17 protein-coding genes are annotated in these 18,638 nt (G+C 47.5%); 9 read left to right on the forward strand and 8 right to left on the reverse strand.

Going from position 1 to position 18,638, the window contains the following annotated elements:
• The first annotated feature begins 300 nt into the window (after positions 1-300).
• The 6 genes from E1919_RS02300 to E1919_RS02325 all read left to right on the forward strand — a co-directional run bounded on the left by E1919_RS02300 (position 301) and on the right by E1919_RS02325 (position 7,480).
• Positions 301-1,479, forward strand: a complete 1,179-nt coding sequence (locus E1919_RS02300) for an acyl-CoA dehydrogenase family protein (protein ID WP_162051705.1) — start codon at positions 301-303, stop codon at positions 1,477-1,479.
• 373 nt (positions 1,480-1,852) lie between these two features.
• Complete coding sequence (ruvB, locus tag E1919_RS02305) at positions 1,853-2,899, forward strand: Holliday junction branch migration DNA helicase RuvB (protein ID WP_162051706.1); 1,047 nt, start codon at positions 1,853-1,855, stop codon at positions 2,897-2,899.
• A 222-nt stretch (positions 2,900-3,121) separates the two neighbouring features.
• Positions 3,122-4,054 (forward strand): tRNA epoxyqueuosine(34) reductase QueG, encoded by a 933-nt coding sequence (gene queG, locus E1919_RS02310; RefSeq protein ID WP_162051707.1) that lies wholly within the window; start codon positions 3,122-3,124, stop codon positions 4,052-4,054.
• A 689-nt stretch (positions 4,055-4,743) separates the two neighbouring features.
• Positions 4,744-6,180: a BatD family protein gene (locus E1919_RS02315; protein ID WP_162051708.1), complete on the forward strand. Its 1,437-nt coding sequence runs from the start codon at positions 4,744-4,746 to the stop codon at positions 6,178-6,180.
• A gap of 3 nt (positions 6,181-6,183) precedes the next feature.
• Complete coding sequence (aroC, locus tag E1919_RS02320; RefSeq protein ID WP_162051709.1) at positions 6,184-7,263, forward strand: chorismate synthase; 1,080 nt, start codon at positions 6,184-6,186, stop codon at positions 7,261-7,263.
• A 49-nt stretch (positions 7,264-7,312) separates the two neighbouring features.
• The gene (locus E1919_RS02325; RefSeq protein ID WP_162051710.1) at positions 7,313-7,480 is read left to right on the forward strand and encodes a hypothetical protein; all 168 of its coding nucleotides are present in this window, start codon (positions 7,313-7,315) and stop codon (positions 7,478-7,480) included.
• A 164-nt stretch (positions 7,481-7,644) separates the two neighbouring features.
• Here the strand turns inward: E1919_RS02325 and E1919_RS02330 are convergent, their stop codons facing one another.
• Both E1919_RS02330 and E1919_RS02335 read right to left on the reverse strand, forming a co-directional pair.
• On the reverse strand, positions 7,645-9,036 hold the full coding sequence (locus E1919_RS02330; protein WP_162051711.1) for a sodium:proton antiporter: 1,392 nt from the start codon (positions 9,034-9,036) through the stop codon (positions 7,645-7,647).
• 260 nt (positions 9,037-9,296) lie between these two features.
• Positions 9,297-9,485 (reverse strand): hypothetical protein, encoded by a 189-nt coding sequence (locus E1919_RS02335; protein WP_162051712.1) that lies wholly within the window; start codon positions 9,483-9,485, stop codon positions 9,297-9,299.
• Between the two features lie 452 nt (positions 9,486-9,937).
• On the opposite strand from E1919_RS02335, the gene E1919_RS02340 reads away from it, so the two are divergent.
• Positions 9,938-10,549 carry a NifU family protein gene (locus tag E1919_RS02340; RefSeq protein WP_162051713.1) on the forward strand — a complete coding sequence of 204 codons (612 nt, stop codon included), beginning with the start codon at positions 9,938-9,940 and terminating at the stop codon, positions 10,547-10,549.
• Positions 10,550-10,720: 171 nt separating this feature from the next.
• On the opposite strand, the gene secDF is transcribed toward E1919_RS02340, so the two are convergent.
• The 6 genes from secDF to E1919_RS02370 form a co-directional block, all read right to left on the reverse strand.
• Positions 10,721-13,738 (reverse strand): protein translocase subunit SecDF, encoded by a 3,018-nt coding sequence (gene secDF / locus E1919_RS02345; RefSeq protein WP_162051714.1) that lies wholly within the window; start codon positions 13,736-13,738, stop codon positions 10,721-10,723.
• Between the two features lie 174 nt (positions 13,739-13,912).
• Positions 13,913-14,245, reverse strand: coding sequence for an RNA methyltransferase (locus E1919_RS02350; protein ID WP_162051715.1), 333 nt, complete (start codon positions 14,243-14,245; stop codon positions 13,913-13,915).
• A gap of 99 nt (positions 14,246-14,344) precedes the next feature.
• A complete protein-coding gene (locus E1919_RS02355) occupies positions 14,345-15,037 on the reverse strand; it encodes a potassium channel family protein (RefSeq protein ID WP_162051716.1) in 693 nt (230 codons plus the stop codon).
• Positions 15,034-15,654, reverse strand: a complete 621-nt coding sequence (locus E1919_RS02360) for a uridine kinase family protein (RefSeq protein ID WP_162051717.1) — start codon at positions 15,652-15,654, stop codon at positions 15,034-15,036. The genes E1919_RS02355 and E1919_RS02360 overlap by 4 nt, the downstream gene beginning before the upstream one ends.
• Before the next feature lie 83 nt (positions 15,655-15,737).
• A complete protein-coding gene (locus E1919_RS02365; protein WP_162051718.1) occupies positions 15,738-16,316 on the reverse strand; it encodes a non-canonical purine NTP diphosphatase in 579 nt (192 codons plus the stop codon).
• Positions 16,317-16,413: 97 nt separating this feature from the next.
• Positions 16,414-16,929, reverse strand: coding sequence for a phosphoribosyltransferase family protein (locus E1919_RS02370; RefSeq protein WP_162051719.1), 516 nt, complete (start codon positions 16,927-16,929; stop codon positions 16,414-16,416).
• Between the two features lie 180 nt (positions 16,930-17,109).
• On the opposite strand from E1919_RS02370, the gene E1919_RS02375 reads away from it, so the two are divergent.
• Positions 17,110-17,355 carry a type B 50S ribosomal protein L31 gene (locus tag E1919_RS02375; protein ID WP_115565539.1) on the forward strand — a complete coding sequence of 82 codons (246 nt, stop codon included), beginning with the start codon at positions 17,110-17,112 and terminating at the stop codon, positions 17,353-17,355.
• 78 nt (positions 17,356-17,433) lie between these two features.
• On the forward strand, positions 17,434-18,627 hold the full coding sequence (locus tag E1919_RS02380) for a GlmU family protein (RefSeq protein WP_162051720.1): 1,194 nt from the start codon (positions 17,434-17,436) through the stop codon (positions 18,625-18,627).
• Positions 18,628-18,638 lie beyond the last annotated feature (11 nt).

Genomic DNA, 18,638 nt, shown 5'->3' on the forward strand with positions numbered 1-18,638 from the left:
TTTCAAATAAAACTGTATAACGCTTCCTTTGCTATGAACTGACTTTACAGAATAGTCCCAGCGGGACGACCTGTTGATAGCTTAATCGTGCATAAACATCTATAGCTCCGTCGGATCGGCTTGTTGCGTATATCTGAACAGGTCGTCCCGCTGGGACTAAAAACCGAATGAAGATTGATTTTCGTAAACTCAGTAGATAAATTTAAGTGCCCGGAACAGGACTTCTTTTGTCCTGACAAAGGTTTGGGCGAAAATTCTATATTTGCATAGCACGCACTCTCATAAACTATAAAAAGAACTATGGCATACGAATCCGCAGGAGCTCCAGATTATTTCAACATCGATGACCTGCTTACCGAAGAACATAAACTTATCCGGCAGACCATGCGCGATTTTGTGAAGCGCGAGATCTCCCCAAATATTGAGCAGTGGGCGCAGGATTCGCACTTTCCATCTGAAATAGTAAAAAAGTTCGGCGATGTGGGAGCCTTCGGGCCTACTATTCCGACGGAGTACGGTGGTGGTGGCCTCGATTATATCAGCTACGGCATCATCATGCAGGAGATAGAGCGGGGTGATTCCGGTATGCGTTCGACAGCTTCGGTGCAGGGGTCACTGGTAATGTACCCCATCTACAAGTATGGTTCAGAAGAACAGCGGAAGAAGTTCCTGCCCAAGCTGGCCAGCGGCGAATGGTTGGGCTGCTTCGGCTTAACAGAGCCTGACTTCGGTTCTAACCCCAGCGGTATGGTCACTAACATTAAAGATATGGGCGACCACTATTTGCTGAACGGAGCCAAGATGTGGATTTCCAACTCTCCGGAGTGCCAGGTAGCCGTAGTGTGGGCGAAGAATGAGGAGGGCCGCATCAAAGGCTTAATCGTAGAGCGAGGCATGGAAGGTTTCTCTACGCCTGAAATTCATAACAAGTGGAGCCTCCGCGCCAGCACCACCGGCGAGTTGGTGTTCGACAACGTGAAAGTGCCGAAAGAGAACCTGTTTCCGAACGTCGACGGGCTGAAAGGACCTCTTGGCTGCCTCGATTCTGCCCGCTACGGCATATCCTGGGGTGCCATCGGTGCCGCTATCGATTGCTACGAATCTGCCCGCAAGTACAGTATGGAACGTGTCCAGTTTGATAAACCCATCGGTGGCTTTCAACTCACGCAGAAGAAACTGGCCGAGATGCTAACGGAGATTACAAAAGCGCAACTGCTGGCCTGGCGCTTAGGCACCTTAATGAACGAAGGCAAAGCCTCTACGCAGCAGATATCCATGGCCAAGCGCAACAACGTGGACATGGCCCTGCGCATCACACGTGAGGCCCGGCAAATCCATGGCGGCATGGGCATCACAGGAGAATACCCAATTATGCGCCACATGATGAACCTGGAGTCGGTGATAACCTACGAGGGCACGCACGACATTCATTTGCTGATTACGGGTGCGGATATTACGGGTATACAGGCGTTTAAGTAGTCGTTATTCATTACTTGTACTTGTTTCTCGTTATTCGGAGTAAACAGCAAAGGCAGTACAGAAGTGGCTGCCTTTGCTGCTTCTCTGACCTCACAGCTTCTTTCAAGACCTGTTGCCCATCTACTGCCCGCCCGTTCAGACACTTACAGGAGCTGCACACGCTGCGAGACCTTAGCTCAGGCCCAATGGCGTGTTTTGGGATGCTACAGGTCTGATAAAGCTTCATTATTACTAATTATATTAGATTTATGACTAAAATATATAAAATAATTAGCAAAAATGATTAAATTAGTAGGCTGAAATGGAGCAAAAGTGAAGCCGAAGCTGTTACCATCAAGTAGAGCAGAAGCTGCAAAAAAATAGAGCATATACAATGAGAGAAGATTATCTCACTGGCGAAAAAGAAAGTTTGTCGCCAGTTGAACGCGACATAGATAAGGCGCTTCGCCCCCTGAGCTTTAGCGACTTTACCGGTCAGGCGAAGGTGGTGGAGAACCTGAAGATATTTGTGCTGGCAGCAAGGCGCAGAGGCGAGGCACTAGACCATGTGCTGCTGCACGGACCTCCGGGACTGGGTAAAACGACGCTGTCGCATATCATTGCTGCTGAGCTTAACTCCGGCATCAAAATGACATCCGGCCCGGTGCTGGATAAACCAAGTGACCTGGCGGGGCTGCTGACGAACCTGGACACGAACGATGTGCTGTTCATCGACGAGATTCACCGCCTGAACCCCATCGTGGAAGAGTACCTGTACTCGGCCATGGAGGATTACAAGATTGACATCATGCTGGATTCCGGCCCCAACGCACGCTCCGTGCAAATCAGCTTGAACCCGTTTACGTTGATTGGTGCTACCACACGCTCTGGGCTATTGACAGCGCCATTACGTGCCCGTTTTAGTATCAACAGCCGCCTGGAGTACTATGACTCTGAACTGCTGACATCTATTGTGAAGCGTTCGTCGATGTTGCTGGGTGCGCCTATACATGATGATGCTGCCTTCGAGATTGCCCGCCGCAGCCGGGGTACACCGCGGATTGCTAACAACCTCCTGCGCCGTACCCGCGACTTTGCGCAGGTAAAAGGCGATGGAACCATATCAGTAGACATTGCGAAGTTTGCCCTGCATGCGCTGGATGTAGACCACAACGGCCTTGATGACATGGACAAACGCATCCTGCTTTGTATCATCGATAAATACAAAGGCGGTCCTGTGGGTATTTCTACCATTGCAACGGCATGTGGCGAAGAGGCCGAGACTATCGAAGAAGTGTACGAGCCGTTCCTGATCCAGGAAGGCTATATCAAGCGTACCGCCCGTGGCCGTGAGGCAACGGAGGCCGCTTACAGACACTTAGGCAAAATACCGCCGCAGCAGGTTACAGGAGGCGGCTTATTTGATCAGGCTGAAAATTAATAGTTGTTTGTGATTATGTTTACTTAAGAAGCAGGCTTTGGGCCTGCTTTTTTGTATTTATTCTACTCTCACTTTCACCCGCTGTAGTTGTGTGTTCTCATCAACAGCTACATACTCTAAAAACCTTACAGTGTGCGCAGTTCCTGCAAGTGCTTGCAGGTTGTGGATTTATTTTATCTTAAATTTGTTGAGGAACAGAAGCTCCGATTTGAATGATACGTTTTGAATAAAGAGAAATACACGCACCTGATAAAGCAGAAGGCGAAAGAGTTGGGGTTCATGTACTGTGGCGTGTCCAGGGCTGAGTTTCTGGAGGAGGAGGCGCCGCGCCTGGAGCGCTGGCTCAACCAGAACATGCACGGGCAGATGCACTACATGGAGAACCACTTCGACAAGCGCCTGGACCCGCGCCTTCTGGTAGAGGGGGCGAAGTCGGTGGTGTCGCTGTTGCTGAACTACTTTCCAGAGGAGACACAGGCGGAGGAGGATACCTATAAGATTTCCAAGTATGCGTACGGTACGGATTATCACTTCGTCATCAAAGACAAGCTTAAAGAACTGCTGCACTACATAAATGAAGAAATAGGAGAAGTAGGCGGCCGCTGCTTTGTGGATTCTGCCCCAGTGCTGGACAAGGCTTGGGCGAAGAAAAGTGGCCTGGGCTGGGTGGGCAAAAACAGCAACCTCATCACGCCACAAGTGGGCAGCTTCTACTTTATCGCGGAGCTGATCATTGACCTGGAACTGGAGCCGGACGGCCCTATCAAAGACTACTGCGGCTCCTGTACGCGCTGCCTGGATGCCTGCCCAACAGGTGCGATTACAGAGCCTTATGTAGTGGATGGAAGTAAATGCATCTCCTATTTTACAATTGAGCTAAAAGACCAATTGCCGCAGGAGATGCATGGAAAATTTGGAAACTGGGTGTTTGGCTGTGACATCTGCCAGGATGTGTGCCCCTGGAACCGCTTTAGCAAACCGCACAACGAGCCCGCTTTTGCGCCGCATCCTCACCTGAGAGAAATGAAGGTAAATGATTGGCAGGAGCTGACGCAGGAGGTTTTTTCGCAGCTGTTTAAGAAGTCAGCTGTAAAGCGCACTGGTTATAGTGGTTTGCTGCGTAACATCCACTTTGTGGAGCAACAACCAGATTAAGATTTCCTTAGCCTAAGCCACCTTTGCTCTGGTGAATACCTTGTTTAGAATAACGAGATACATTCCAGAGAACTGATCGTAGCACCACTGTTTAAGTTGCTGCAGTTCTTCTGTTGGCAGAACTTTAAAAGCCTTTCTTAACTCTTTCTCAAACAGCATTTTATCAAAACTTACTTTTAATAAAATTGTCTTAATGTACTCAAGCATTGTTATGTGTAAACTTTAAGTTAACGTGTATTTTTTTGCGGGTGCCTTATTTATACGTCTCAAAATTACAAAAGTAAGTGGTCACTTACAAATTTATGTAAAATTTTTTAGATAATATGTAGCAACAGGAACATTTTAAGCAGAAGTTCAGACATTAATACGCTCATATAGAGAAAGATAGGATTTAGCCTAAAAGCTGTATATTATTATAATAAGCCTTTATCAAAGGAGTATATCAGCAGAGACGAAGGGTAAACCAGCAGGTGGAAGAACTACAAAAGAAGGGGAAGAGGTTTAAAACATTATCAGCCAGAAATGTTCTCTGTACTTAGATTTTTGGCCACTAAATTGCGGTGCGGACGCAGGGTGTATCTGGCCCAACTGCGGTGCAGTTTTTGAATACACTTACCTGTAAGTGCTTTAGTTTATTAAATTTGCCTATTGTGAATTATAATTTGGTTGTGCCCCAGCGGCATCTGCTTATGCGGCTCTTTATCCTTTTGTTTCTTCTCTGCGTTGCCTCTGTTGTGCCAGTCCTGGCGCAGCAGATTAGCCTTGAGTTAGGCAAGAGCCCATTACCCCTAAACCAATACTATACCATCTCTGTTAAGCTGCAGGATCAGCAGCTAAAGGAGTACACTCCTTTCCCGGAAATAGAAGGCTTTAAAAGAAGCAACAAGTACTCTTCCACCAAAACGATTATAACAGGGGGTAAAACCACCACTATTCTTACCATCACGCAAAACTATGCGGCACTGGAGGAGGGGGAGTATGCGCTGAGACCTTTCTCTATGGAGGTGAATGGACAAACGGTACAGTCGAAGGGAATGGCGATAGAGGTGACTCCAATGCAGTTGAATGTCCCTCAGCAGGTAAACGTGCCTGATCTTATCTCGGAGGATGATACCCCTGTTGCAGCCGATGAACCTGAATTTATTGACAAAGACGACAATGCTTTCCTGACCATATACACAGATAAAAAGGAGGTGTTTGTGGGGGAGGGCGTGAACGTGGTGCTGTACTTTTACCTGGCAGAAACAGACCAGCAACTGCTCGACTTCTACGACTTTGCTAATCAACTCTCCATAATTGTGCGGCAACTGAAGCAGCCAAATACCTGGGAGGAGGCGTTTGATTTCACAGAGATTACTCCAGAAAACGTTACCGTGCAGGGGGAGCCATACCTTCGCTTTAAATTATACGAGTCGGTGCTGTACCCGCTAAACCTGGAGCCGCTGCGCTTTCCGCAGCTGAAGTTGCAGATGATTAAGTATAGGGTAGCGAAAAACCCGAGCCTGCTGGCAGAAGACCGGCAGGAAGGCTATAAGACATTTTACTCCCGGGAGCGGATGATACCAGTGAAGGAACTGCCTCCTCACCCGCTGCGCGATGTCGTGCCGGTCGGTAACTATACCTTAACTGAGAGCCTGTCGAAGAAAAGAGTGGCTGCAAACAAAAGTTTTACTTATCTTTTCGAAGTAAACGGAGAGGGTAATCTGGCTGCCATCATGCCTCCTGCGCCGGAAGTGCCGCCAGGGCTGGAGTTTTACCCGCCCGATGTGCGGCAGGATGTAACAAAGCGCTCCGGTAGAGTGGTGGGGTCTAAAACCTTTGCCTACACTGTACTGCCACGGGAGCCGGGGCAATACAATATAGATAACATGCTGCAGTGGATTTACTTTAACCCAACAACGGCAGCCTACGATACGCTGCGGCCTTCGCTGCAGGTGCAGATTACGGGTGCTAACGGCAGCAATGCGTTAGTCCTAACCAGAGATTTAGGATCATTTTATAATATCATCGAGAACGAAGACAATACACTGGTGGATGTACACTTTTTCGACACGATAAAGCGCTACACAACCATTATTCTGCTAATATTACTTCTGATATCAGCCTTCGTTTTCCTAAAGAAATAGAATATGAGCAACACGTACGGAAAGCTTTTCCGCATAACTACTTTTGGTGAATCGCATGGTGCGGCTGTGGGCGTTATTATAGATGGCTGCCCGGCCGGCCTGGAGGTGAACCTGGAGGAAATTCAGCATGCACTGGATCGCAGGCGCCCGGGGCAGTCTGCCATTACAACACCCCGTAAGGAGGAGGACAAGGTAACGGTACAGTCCGGTATCTTTGAAGGCAGGACACAAGGCACACCCATTTCGATGGTGGTGAACAACAAGGACCAGCACAGCCACGACTACAGTCATATACAGCATGCTTTCCGCCCGTCGCACGCGGATTATACCTACACCGCCAAATATGGTACCCGCGATTACCGCGGTGGCGGCCGCAGCTCAGCCCGCGAAACGGTGGCCCGCGTGGCAGCAGGTGCTCTGGCGGCCAAACTACTGGAGAAGCACGGCATCAGCGTGAAGTCATACGTGTCGCAGGTGGGCAAGATAAAACTGCAAAAGCCATATACCGAGCTCGACCTGAACCAGATTGACTCCAATATCGTGCGCTGCCCTGACGGTGCCACAGCCTCCCGCATGATAGGCCTGATAGAAGAAGCACGCGACAGTCAGGACACGATTGGCGGCGTAGTAAGCTGCGTGATACAGGGCGTACCAGCCGGTTTAGGAGAGCCTGTTTTCGATAAGCTGCACGCGGAGTTGGGCAAGGCCATGCTCAGCATCAATGCTGTGAAAGGCTTTGAGTACGGCAGCGGCTTTGAAGGTGTGAAAATGCGCGGTTCAGAGCATAACGACCAGTTCTACACCGATGAGGAAGGCAACATTCGTACCCGTACGAACTACTCCGGCGGTATACAGGGTGGCATCAGCAATGGCCAGGACATTTACTTTAATGTAGCCTTTAAACCTGTAGCCACTATCCTGCAGCCACAGCAAACCATTAACGATACAGGAGAAGACATCACCCTGAAGGGCAAAGGCCGCCACGATCCATGCGTGTTGCCACGCGCCGTGCCCATCGTGGATGCTATGGCCGCACTTGTGCTGGCAGATTTCCTGATGCGGCAGCAGGCAAATAAGGTATAGCTGTGGGTTTCTCCTGAGAAAATGCAACAGGTTTTTTTAAGCCTCCTGCATGGTGTTTTACCTGCAGGAGGCTTTTCGCATTTTAGCAGCTTCATCTGATAGGTACCCCAAAAAGCCTGATGTTGTTCATGAACATGTGCCTGCCATTCAGGTGATGCATTTGTTGCTGTACACCATGTCTGGCATTGTCGTTCGCATCCATCAGCGGTCCATGTAGGATGGGGTTGTACTGCAACGGACCCAATCAAGTTTATTTAGCTTTGTCATACATCAATAGCGGTTACTATAGGTAAGAAAAGTAAGAATCCTGGAATTAATTGCCTAAAGCAAAAACGCCACTCTGTTTCCAGCGTGGCGTTTATGTGTGATGAGTACGTGCTTTTAGAATATCCGGAGATGGACTACCAGGAACCAAACCAGTACCAGAATTGGCAGCAGGAACGGGATAGAGTAACGCAGGATATAGCCAAAGAAAGTAGGCATATTAATGCCTGCGCTTTCAGCAATCGCTTTTACCATAAAGTTAGGACCGTTACCAATATAGGTAAAGGCTCCGAAAAGCACGGCAGCTAAAGAAATGGCTTCTAATTCGATAAGCGTATCCAGGCCTGCGGCAGAGGTGCCTGTGGCAAACTGTTTAACATCTACCGGCATGTTCTGCGCCATGTCGTATTTAGCCATTGCCAGCGACAGGAAGTTCGCATATGTCGGTGCATTGTCGAGGAAGCCGGAAAGCGAACCAGTTACCCAGTACAGGAAGTTAGGTGTGATGAATTGTGCATACTGCGGTGCAGAGGCAATCTCAGCAGAAAGCTGCAGGGCCGGCATCATTGTGAAGAAGATGCCGAAGAACAGGAACACTACCTCCAGGATAGGGTGGAAGTTAAACTTGTTTCCAGCCAGCGCCGTCTTATTGGAAAAGCGGTAGCACATAAAGGCAGCAGTCAACTGAATGATTTCGCGCAGGAATGAAAACTTGTTGCCGTCGTAGTAAATATGAGGCAGGCCATCTATTACGTTCGGGTCCAGAAATACAGCACCAATTATAATTGCTAACCAGAACAGGTTGCGTTTGCCGCTAAAGTGGAATTCAGTTTTCGCCTCGTTTTTAGCTACTACTTCCGGGCGCGGTGTAAATGCTGTTTCTTTGTTGCGCCTGTCAACCAGGAAGAAAAGCAAGCAAAGCAGTATTATAGACAGCACCCAGGGGGTAAACAGGTGAATTAATGTCCAAAAGAAAGGCACACCCTTTATAAAACCGATGAACAGGGGAGGATCGCCAAGCGGGGTAAGCAGACCACCGGCATTACTTACTATAAAGATGAAGAAAATGATCTGGTAAGGCTTAATACGATGCACGTTAAGCCTGATGAACGGGCGAATAAGTAGAAGCGAAGCGCCTGTAGTACCGATGAAGTTAGCCAATACAGCTCCCACTGCCACCAAGGCCACATTCATAGCCGGAGTAGCATTGGCATTTATGTTTAAGTAAATACCGCCTGCGGCTATGTAAAGCGAACTGAGCAGGGTTGCAAAAGTAATATATTCAGCAAGCGTGTGTGCCGGCATATGATAGTCTCCGAGGGCAAACAGGTAGTAGAGCAGCACCGTTAAGCCAAGCACTACGGCTACGGTCTTATAGTTGTGTTCCCAAAAGTGCCCAAAGAAGATAGGGCCGGCGGCTATCATGCCAATCAGAAACAGGAAAGGTATTATCAGGAAAATCGGAAGCGCATGCTGGGCCTGCGCCAGCAGAATGAAATTGGTTAGCATGTTTAGGAAATGCGGTGTTACGTCAGTTCAAATTTGCTTGCGGTGCAAAGATACGTTTTCTGAAGTAATTAGCTAATCAAACCTAACTGCTGAAAGCTGCCGCTCTGGCCTGGATGCCAATACTTCTGGCAGTTGGAGTAAACGTAAAAGAGTGAGTTCGCCCTGTATGAGGAGAGATTTTTGCTTCGGACACACGTAAAATCGATCTCCTTGAGCAGGTTCTACGTGTATCCGAAGCAATCTTTTATGTACAATTATTGCTAATGCTTTATGGGGATATCCTTCGGTTCAGTGTCGATATAAGTTACAGGTATGTTTTCATCTTTAACCACATCATCATTCTTTCCATCTGAGGGCTTTGCTGATGAGTTTGACTTGTTCTGGATATCAGAGATAGTTTCCTTTACCTGTTCTTTATCTGCTTCTCTCTTTATATCTTCTCTTTCCATGATATGTTGTATCGTTAAAACTTGAATTCAATATAAGGTGTTAGATACGCTATACGTCAAAAATAGTACTGGGAAAAGAGCTTTAAGTAGACGAAACTATAAAAATAAGTGTGATTATACGTATAAACGCAGCTTTTAAACCTTATTGGCAGAGATTTATACTTAAGAAAATAAGAAGGTTTTTTGTGCTGAAAACAGGAATCTGCATGTATCAGACTGTTGCTAAAGCTGTATCATCAGGCATAATCAGTTGTACTGCTTTCTGAATGTATGGTGCTTAGCAGTTGAGATAGAAGCTTTCATTAATTACCCGAGCAGGAGCTACAACAGCTTTGAGTTTGTTAACTGCCGTTCGGGCAACAAGTGCTGCTTTGCTACTTCTCAGAAATATTGACTAATTTTGGAAACTTAAAGGTATAGCCTTAGGTTTTAATATAAAACAGAGAAATATCATGATAGAAAATAAAGAAAAAGTAGTTTCTGTATACGCAGAAGCCAACCCGAATCCTGAGTCAATGAAGTTTGTGATGAACGTGCAACTGTTGCCAGACGGCCAGAGCGTGGATTATCCTACTTTGGAAAGCGCTTTGGAGTCGCCGCTGGCGCAGGAGCTTTTCAACTTTGACTATGTATCACGTGTTTTCATCGCGAGCAACTTCGTTACGGTTACGAAAAGCTCAGATATAGAGTGGGTGAAGCTGATACCGGAATTGCGCACTTTCCTTAAGTCTTATACAGAGGCTGGCGGGCCGGCATTTAACGAAGGTTTTACCGTTAACAAGCCAGAGACTACCGCTACTGACGGCGAAGCATCCGCAGAAGATGCGGAAATCTCTAAGAAAGTAATTGACCTGTTGGAGAACTATGTGCGTCCGGCTGTTGAGCAGGATGGTGGTAACATCACCTTTAAGTCTTACCACGATGGCGTTGTAACTGTATTCCTGCAAGGTTCATGCAGCGGTTGCCCGTCTGCCACTGTTACGCTGAAGTCAGGTATCGAGAACCTGTTGAAGCGCATGGTGCCAGAAGTGAGAGAAGTTGTTGCGGATGGTATTACCGTTTAAGTACAAGCACTAGTATAAAAGAAGAAGCCAGCCCCTCACGGAGCTGGCTTCTTCTTTTGCACGATGTTTAACTTGCTGGTGCCAGCTCGTTTTGTCGTAACACGAAAGGTATAAAAACAGAAAAGCCCGGAGCATATGCTCCGGGCTTTTCTGTTTTTATACCTGTGTCTCTTAGCGAGCTGACTGTGCAACCTGCGCTGAAGCAACTGGCGTTTCCTCATCCTTCATAGTATCTACTACAATTGGAGTAGCGATAAACAGGGAAGAGTAAGTACCGGCTAGTACACCGATAATCATTGCCAGTGAGAAGCCACGAAGAACTTCGCCACCAAAGAAGAACAGAATCACAACCACCAGGAATAATGTCAGGGAAGTGATAATGGTACGGCTAAAGGTGCTGATCAGGGCTGGGTTCACTATCTCTCTCACGTGGGCACGTGGATTATCATACATGTACTCCCGCACACGGTCAAAGATTACCACGGTATCATTGATTGAGAAACCGATAATGGTTAGCACCGCAGCAATGAACACCTGGTCAATCTCATAAGAGATACCAAACAGGTCCAGGATAGAGAATACGGCTATAATCATCAGGGCGTCGTGCAACAAGGCTACCACGCCTCCAAGGGAAAACTGCCATTTTCTGAATCGAAGCATTACGTATAGGAAGATACCTACCAAGGCCAGCAGCATCGCAATCAAAGCAGTGTTCTGAATGTCATCGGCTATAGTGGCACCTACTTTAGAAGAACTTAGTATTTCCGGGTTCAAATTGCCGTACTCCTCCAGGCCACTCATCAAAGCTGCTTTTACCTGCTCATCTGCCTGTGTACTTTCATCATCTGCCAACCAGCTCGTTGTAACTTTCAAGCGGTTAGGCGTGTCATAGGTTTTCACCTCAGTACCCGCCTCCTGGAAATCATCTGCCAGGGCAGTACGTACATCAGATGCCGGAACAGCCTGATCAAGCTCTATTACATAAGAACGACCACCTTTGAAGTCAACACCCAGGTTAGGGCCACCGTTGATGTACATCGCTACAAATCCAAAAGCCAATATTGCCACAGAAAAGGCATAAGCTGGCTTTCTGTACGCCATCACATCAAACTTGATATTCCTGAACATTTTACCGGAAATCAGCGTCGAGAACGACAGCTTACCACCTCTCTTGAAAGCATTCTCAACAAACACTCTTGAGATGAATACTGATGTAAAGAACGACGTTACAATACCGATCATCAGCGTAATAGCGAAGCCTTTAACAGGACCGGAACCGAAGAAATAAAGGATAAAGCCTACAAGGAATGTTGTAACGTTCGCATCCAAAATGGTACTGAAAGCTTTGTCATACCCTTTGTTGATGATCTCACGCATCGACAGTCCTTTCAAAGACTCTTCCCGCATACGCTCAAATATCAGTACGTTCGCATCCACGGCCATACCTAACGTAAGCACAATACCTGCGATACCAGGTAGTGTAAGCGCAGCATTAAACTGTGCCAGCACACCCAGGATAAAGAACACGTTGAAAAGAAGGGCCAGGTCAGCAATAAAACCGCCACGGCTGTAGTAAGCAATCATAAAGATAACCACGATAGCGAAACCAGCCAAAGTAGAAATCAGTCCTTGGTTAATGGCTTCCTGGCCAAGAGAAGGACCTACTACGGCTTCTTCCACAATGCGTGTTGGAGCTGGCATTTTACCAGCTTTCAGAATGTTTGCTAAGTCCTGCGCTTCTTCTATAGTAAAGTTACCGGAGATAGAAGAGCTACCGCCCGAAATCTCACCTTGTACCACTGGTGCAGAATACACATAGTTATCCAGCACGATAGCTACTTGGCGGCCCACGTTATCACCTGTCAGGCGAGCCCATTTCTTAGCTCCTGTTGGGTTCATCGTCATGCTGATTTCCGGGCGGCCTGTCTGGTCGAAGTCCTGACGTGCATCGTTGATAGCCTCGCCTGTTAATGGGGCGTCGCCACCGCGGCCTCTTTTTATAGCGTAGAACTCCACAAAATCCTGGCGGTTATCACCTGAAATTGGCTTCACACTCCACAGGAACTTCATGTTAGAAGGGAACATGCCGCGTACTTCCGGGCGGCTGAGGATATCGTTGATTTGGGCTGTATCGCGTACGTTCGCACCGATGCCACTAGGCATTTGTGTAAACAGACTAGCTAGCACATTATTTTGCTGCGCGTTAGCCAAAGAGTCAAGTGTGGAAGTTGCCGCAACTGCTGCAGCGCTGTCTGTTTGTGTAGAAGCGATGGCAGTAGTATCTGTAACGGCAGAATCTGTTACAGCAGCCTGTGCCAACACATCTGTATCGTCTCTAACAACGGCTGCATTGCCAGTAGCATTTTGTGGAGTAGTAGTGTTATCGGTTGCAATGTTCAGGTTACCGGCGCGCTGCTGCTCATTCAGGTACTGGCCCAACTGAGCAAAGTAAGGGCTGAACTCCTGTGGAGACCATACTTCCCAGAACTCGAGGTTTGCCATGCCCTGCAACAGGTTGCGTACGCGGTCCGGGTTGTCGATACCCGGTAACTCAATCTGAATACGGCCTGTACCTTCCAGGCGCTGAATGTTTGGCTGTGTAACACCAAATCTGTCAATACGCGTGCGCAGGATGTTAAAAGAGCGATCAATGGCATCATCAACCTCTTTTTCAATTACTTCAACAACCTCCTCGTTCGTAGACTCGTAGCTGATTCTGCCACGGTTCGCAGTGTTAGAGAAGATGCGGCTCAGGCGGCCATCTGGCTCAACTTCACGATAAGCCTCTGCAAAAAGAGTTGTAAAGCGCGCTTGGCTGTTTTTTTGCAATTCCTGTGCACGGTTAAGGGCCTTCAGGAAGTTAGGGTCTTTGCTGTTGCCGGACATAGAGCGGATAATCTCCACCGGAGACACCTCCAGCACCACGTGCATACCGCCTTTCAGGTCGAGGCCAAGGCCAAGTTCGTTTTCTTTTACCTCCTGATAGGTCATGCCCATGTAAACAGGCTCCCGCGAAACAGAATCGAGGTAATTCTGCAGTTTTGCAGGATTTAAATTGCCTTGTGCATCCGTAGCATACGCTTCAGCATTATTCTGCACACTGCGGGCAACAAAAGAGAAAGACAGGTAGTAAAGGCAAAGTGCCGATACAATAACTGTCAGAACAATTATAAATGTTTTATTCCGCATTTTAGATTAATAATAGAATTGGTATAATTGAATTTGTTTGAATACTATAGTTTTCCCTTCTCCTTTTATAGGCAACTGTAAAAAGCCTCGGATGCGTTCCGTCGGCTAAAGAATATTAGCCTGCCAAAGCGCTGGAAATTAGCAAAGGGAATAAAAAATGAAGGGGAGGAAAGCCTAAGGGGCGTTAGGCTGAATGGTGATAGGGAAAATACGGGATACAAAGCCTATACCCGGAGGTATGGTTGTGTAAGCCGGCAAAAGCTCGTCAGTGGGTTTGGCAAAGGATGGCTGCTGCGGCAGTGGCACTGCGGCCTGCTGCAGGTTAAGCGCTACGAAGGAGGTAGTTGCCTCCAGCGATACCTTCTGCTTTACAACGTTTTTGTTCTCTGAGTCAGGGACAGTAGCCAGTTTGGAATTGGACTGCTGTGCCGGGCCATTTACCGCCGAAGTATACGCCACTACCTCCTGTCCGTTGAGCACAAGTGCCCACAGCAAGGTAAAAGACATCAGAAGATGCTTAAAGCAGTTGGATATGTTTTTAGCGTTTGGCATTGGTAATGTATTGTTTACAAATGTAATGCCTTTTTTATTTTAAAAAAGAAATCCTTAGCGGTTTATATCAATAAATCGCTTTACATCGTGCTTCTTGCCAATAAGAATCAGAATATCTGAGGGATAAATGATGGTGTCGGCCTTTGGTACACCGATAATATGCTCTACCTGCGTTGGCTTCCCGTCCTGGATCTCTTCAAAGAATCGCTTTATCGTTATTAGGTTGAGGTTATACTTTTCGCGGAGGGATATCTTCGCAACACTGCGGTTAGCGATGTTACGCGGTGCGTTCAGTTCTACAATCTCGTAATTGTCAGGTAAGGGAAGGAACGTGCGGATGCTGGGCTGCAGCAGGCGCTCAGCCACCGTTTTACCTACCTCACCCTCCGGCGACAGAATCTCCTGCACGCCCATCTTCTCCAGAATGCGGCGCTGCTGTTTGTTAGAGGCCCGCGTAATCACGCGTTTTACGTTCAGTTCCTGTAAGTTCGCCGTCGTAATCAGCACGGCCTCGAAGTCTTCGCCGATGGCCACTATCACGGCATCCATGTCCTGTATGTTCTGTGCCTCCAGTGCACGGATGTCGGTGGCATCGAAGGCCACGGCATAGGCCACCTCATCTTTTATGGCTTCCACATGGTCTTCAGAGTAGTCAATGGCAATGACCTCGGCGCCACGCTCGGCCAGTGTGCGGGCAATGGAGTTTCCGAATATGCCCAGTCCGATTACAGCAAACTTGTGCCTCATGCTTTTATTTTCGCGTTTAAGAATGTGGTAAGCACCTCTAGCCCTCTCTCGAAATGCTCGTTGTTCGGGATAACGATGTCGGCGTCGTTTTTATACGGCTTAATGTATTTTTCGTAGGTCGGTGCTACGTGGTGGGTGTAGCGGTACAGCACATCTTCCAGGTCATAGCCCCGCTCAATGCGGTCGCGGACGATGCGACGCTGCAGTTTAATGTACTCTTTGGCGTCTATAAATACTTTCAGATCCAGCAGTTTGGCGATCTCTTCAAAGTAAAAAACGAAGATACCCTCCACTACCACAATAGGAGCCGGCTTAAATTCCAGTTGCTTCGGCACTACGTTCGGGTTGTTAAAAGTATACTCCGTGCGGTGAACGGTTTCTCCCTTGCTCAGCTTTACAATATCGTGAGCATACGCCTCATCGTCGATGCAGGAAGGGAGGTCGAAATTAACGATTCCGTTCAAGTCTTTGGTCTGGAACTCGCGGGATTTATAATAATTGTCCTGAGAAATCAGGCAGATGTTTTCCGGTGAGAACGACGTGAGTAACTGGTTTAAAAAAGTCGTCTTTCCTGAAGCACTACCTCCTGTAATTCCGACAATAAATGGCTTTTGCATAGGAAGCTATGGTTTCAGGCTACAAAATTACGACATTAAGCAGAACAAGACCAATGCCATCGCACTTTTTTAAAGCCAATGAGTCAGAGCGCTTTCAGGAAAGCCACCAGTTGCTGCACGGCGCGCCCACGGTGGCTGATGGCATTTTTCTCGGTAGCGCTCATTTCTGCGAAAGTGCGGTCGTGGCCTTCGGGCACAAACACCGGATCGTAGCCAAAGCCTTTGTTTCCTTTATACTCCTTGCTGATGGTGCCTTTCGCAGTGCCCTCAAACTGGTGCTCCTTCCCGTCCAGTATCAGCGTAATAGATGTGCGGAAGCGGGCTTTGCAATTTTCGTGCGGGGCCAGGTTCTGCAGCAGGTGCTGGATGTTGTCGCTGTCGGACCGCTGCGGGCCGGCATAGCGTGCGGAGTAAACGCCTGGGGCACCGTCTAAAGCTTCTACTTCCAGTCCGGTATCATCAGCAAAGCAGCTTACGTTGTAGTGCTGCCACACATATTCTGCCTTTTGTCTGGAGTTACCTTCCAGCGTATCCTGTTCTTCCGGTAGCTCTTCATGGCAGCCTATGTCCTGCAGGCTGAGCAGTTCATACTTTCCCTCCAGCATCTGGCTTACTTCGGCTAGTTTATGTTTGTTATTGGTGGCGAAGCAGAGTTGTTTCATCTATGTTAATGATTAAATTGTTTGATTGTTAAATGGTTATTCTATGAAAGGAGCAATGACCACAGATTAACAATTCAACAATGCAGCCATTTAGCAATTAATTAAGGTACGCCCCGTACTTCTCCTCGTTCAGGTACACCATAATGTGCTCATTCAGTGTAGTGGCCAGGGAGTAACCTGTATAGGTGGCGGCAACAGGGTAAAGCGGGTGGTGGCGGTCTACGAGTGTGGCAATTTCTACTTTCTTCGGGTTGTGCGCCAGGAAAGTGTTTAACGTATAGGCCAGTGTTTTGCCTGTATTCAGCACATCATCTACCAGCACAATGACTTTGTCGGTTAAGGAAGGCTGCTCTGGGTCCATCATGATAGGCTCATTAAGGGGAACGGTTTTATTTAGCGTTATGCATAGCAACTGTACCTGAATAGGAGAGATAGCCTGCAGCTTTTCAGCCAGCATCTGCGCGAGTGTATAGCCGTTCTCGTAAATACCAGCCAGCACTAATTCCTGCTCTTCAAAGTTCTTCTCGTAGATTTGGTACGCGATACGCATGATTTTCTGCTCAATCTGTGCCTTGTCGAGTATCAGGTTCTGTTCTTGTAGTGGTAATGCCATGGGTATCAGGTTACGGTTTTTGCCAACTGGGGCGGATGCTAAGGCAAATTTAAGAAGAATTTGCCTTAGCCCTTGGTTTAAATTACCTGTAAAATAATTTAGCCCTAGCGTTTTACTTTCCGGATTAATTTGTAAATTTGCAGTCCGATAGAGAATTAAGGTTAATTAACGTTTATAATAATGAAAAAAGGCATTCATCCAGAATACAGAGAGGTGGTTTTCCAGGATACATCCAGCGATTACAAAATCATCACGCGCTCTACCATGACTTCTGATGAAACCATCACCATGGAAGACGGCAAAGAATATCCGGTTATCAAGGTCGAGGTTTCTTCTGCTTCACATCCATTCTACACTGGTAAAAACCTGTTTGTGGATACTGCAGGTCGTATCGACAAGTTCAAGCAGCGTTACCAAAAGAAATAAGCGGTTAATTCCGGTTAAAACGTTTCAAAAAAGAAGTCTTCCTGAGAATATCGGGAAGACTTCTTTATTTTTGCCCTTATGAATATTATTCTTTTCGACGAACCTACCATACGGCAGAACCTGCTGCCCCTCACTTTTACGAGGCCAGTGGCCGATATACGTGTTGGTATAATCACGATTGCCGAAAAATGGATCACCTATATGGGAGAGGCTGTCTCTTACCTGACACAGCCATACCTGCAGGAGAAATTTAAGGTGTTCTTTGGTACGCACAACCTGTACATCAACGGTGCTGTCTGTCCGGATGAAAACCTGCTGCAGTCTGTCCGGGAGCTAAAGATGGGAGAAGCACTGTACTACGGAGACACGCTTGTTGCGCTTAACGGCGATAACCTGGAGATGCATACCATAGAAGAATTGATTTCTCATACTGCTTCCAGAAGGCAGGAGTGCGATACTTGCACTATCATGAAAGATGTATGGGATATTTTTCTCAACAACGGTCAGCTGATTTGCAGTGATTTTAAGGTGCTGACAAAAGACCGGCAAAGCCAGCCTGTAAATGACAGGCACACGATGGTGTATGCGGAAGAGAATATCTTTATAGAGGAAGGCGTGAATATACGTGCGGCTGTGCTGAACGCAGAAAACGGCCCCATCTACATTGGCAAAGATGCCCAGGTACATGAAGGCGCCGTGATTAGGGGGCCGTTTGCTTTGTGTGAGGGCAGCAATGTAAACATGGGCGGAAAGATGCGCGGCGATGTAACAGTTGGCCCTTTCTGTAAAGTAGGCGGAGAGGTAAGTGCTTCTGTAATTCTAGGCTATAGCAACAAAGGCCACGAAGGATTTCTGGGTAACTCTGTGATAGGAGAATGGTGTAACCTGGGTGCTGATACCAACACCTCCAATCTGAAAAATAACTATGCGGAAGTAAAGCTTTGGAATTATACCACAGGTGGACTTAAAGGCACAGGGCAGCAGTTCTGCGGGTTGATTATGGGCGACCACAGCAAATCGGGTATCAACACCATGTTTAATACCGGAACGGTAGTAGGCGTAAGTGCCAATATCTTCGGTGCTGGTTTCCCGCCTAACTTCATTCCTTCCTTCAGTTGGGGCGGGGCGGCAGGGCTTGAGACTTACCAGCTAAGCAAAGCCTTCGAGGTTGCAGCCAAAGTAATGGAGCGCCGCAACATTCCATTTGATGAAACGGAGAGAGCCATACTATACAATGTATTCGAGCAAACGCAGCATTACGCGAAGAATTGATTGCTAATTGC

This window comes from Pontibacter pamirensis, assembly GCF_010015475.1.
GTDB lineage: Bacteria > Bacteroidota > Bacteroidia > Cytophagales > Hymenobacteraceae > Pontibacter > Pontibacter pamirensis.

Coding starts and splice junctions, on each gene's coding strand:
- ruvB (WP_162051706.1), top strand. CDS start 1,853: ATGAGAGAAGATTATCTCACTGGCGAAAAAGAAAGTTTGTCGCCAGTT.
- E1919_RS02330 (WP_162051711.1), bottom strand. CDS start 9,036: ATGCTAACCAATTTCATTCTGCTGGCGCAGGCCCAGCATGCGCTTCCG.
- E1919_RS02360 (WP_162051717.1), bottom strand. CDS start 15,654: ATGCAAAAGCCATTTATTGTCGGAATTACAGGAGGTAGTGCTTCAGGA.
- E1919_RS02370 (WP_162051719.1), bottom strand. CDS start 16,929: ATGGCATTACCACTACAAGAACAGAACCTGATACTCGACAAGGCACAG.
- E1919_RS02325 (WP_162051710.1), top strand. CDS start 7,313: ATGGTGTTTTACCTGCAGGAGGCTTTTCGCATTTTAGCAGCTTCATCT.
- E1919_RS02340 (WP_162051713.1), top strand. CDS start 9,938: ATGATAGAAAATAAAGAAAAAGTAGTTTCTGTATACGCAGAAGCCAAC.
- secDF (WP_162051714.1), bottom strand. CDS start 13,738: ATGCGGAATAAAACATTTATAATTGTTCTGACAGTTATTGTATCGGCA.
- E1919_RS02335 (WP_162051712.1), bottom strand. CDS start 9,485: ATGGAAAGAGAAGATATAAAGAGAGAAGCAGATAAAGAACAGGTAAAG.
- E1919_RS02355 (WP_162051716.1), bottom strand. CDS start 15,037: ATGAGGCACAAGTTTGCTGTAATCGGACTGGGCATATTCGGAAACTCC.
- E1919_RS02375 (WP_115565539.1), top strand. CDS start 17,110: ATGAAAAAAGGCATTCATCCAGAATACAGAGAGGTGGTTTTCCAGGAT.
- E1919_RS02300 (WP_162051705.1), top strand. CDS start 301: ATGGCATACGAATCCGCAGGAGCTCCAGATTATTTCAACATCGATGAC.
- E1919_RS02365 (WP_162051718.1), bottom strand. CDS start 16,316: ATGAAACAACTCTGCTTCGCCACCAATAACAAACATAAACTAGCCGAA.
- aroC (WP_162051709.1), top strand. CDS start 6,184: ATGAGCAACACGTACGGAAAGCTTTTCCGCATAACTACTTTTGGTGAA.
- E1919_RS02315 (WP_162051708.1), top strand. CDS start 4,744: ATGCGGCTCTTTATCCTTTTGTTTCTTCTCTGCGTTGCCTCTGTTGTG.
- E1919_RS02350 (WP_162051715.1), bottom strand. CDS start 14,245: ATGTCTTTTACCTTGCTGTGGGCACTTGTGCTCAACGGACAGGAGGTA.
- E1919_RS02380 (WP_162051720.1), top strand. CDS start 17,434: ATGAATATTATTCTTTTCGACGAACCTACCATACGGCAGAACCTGCTG.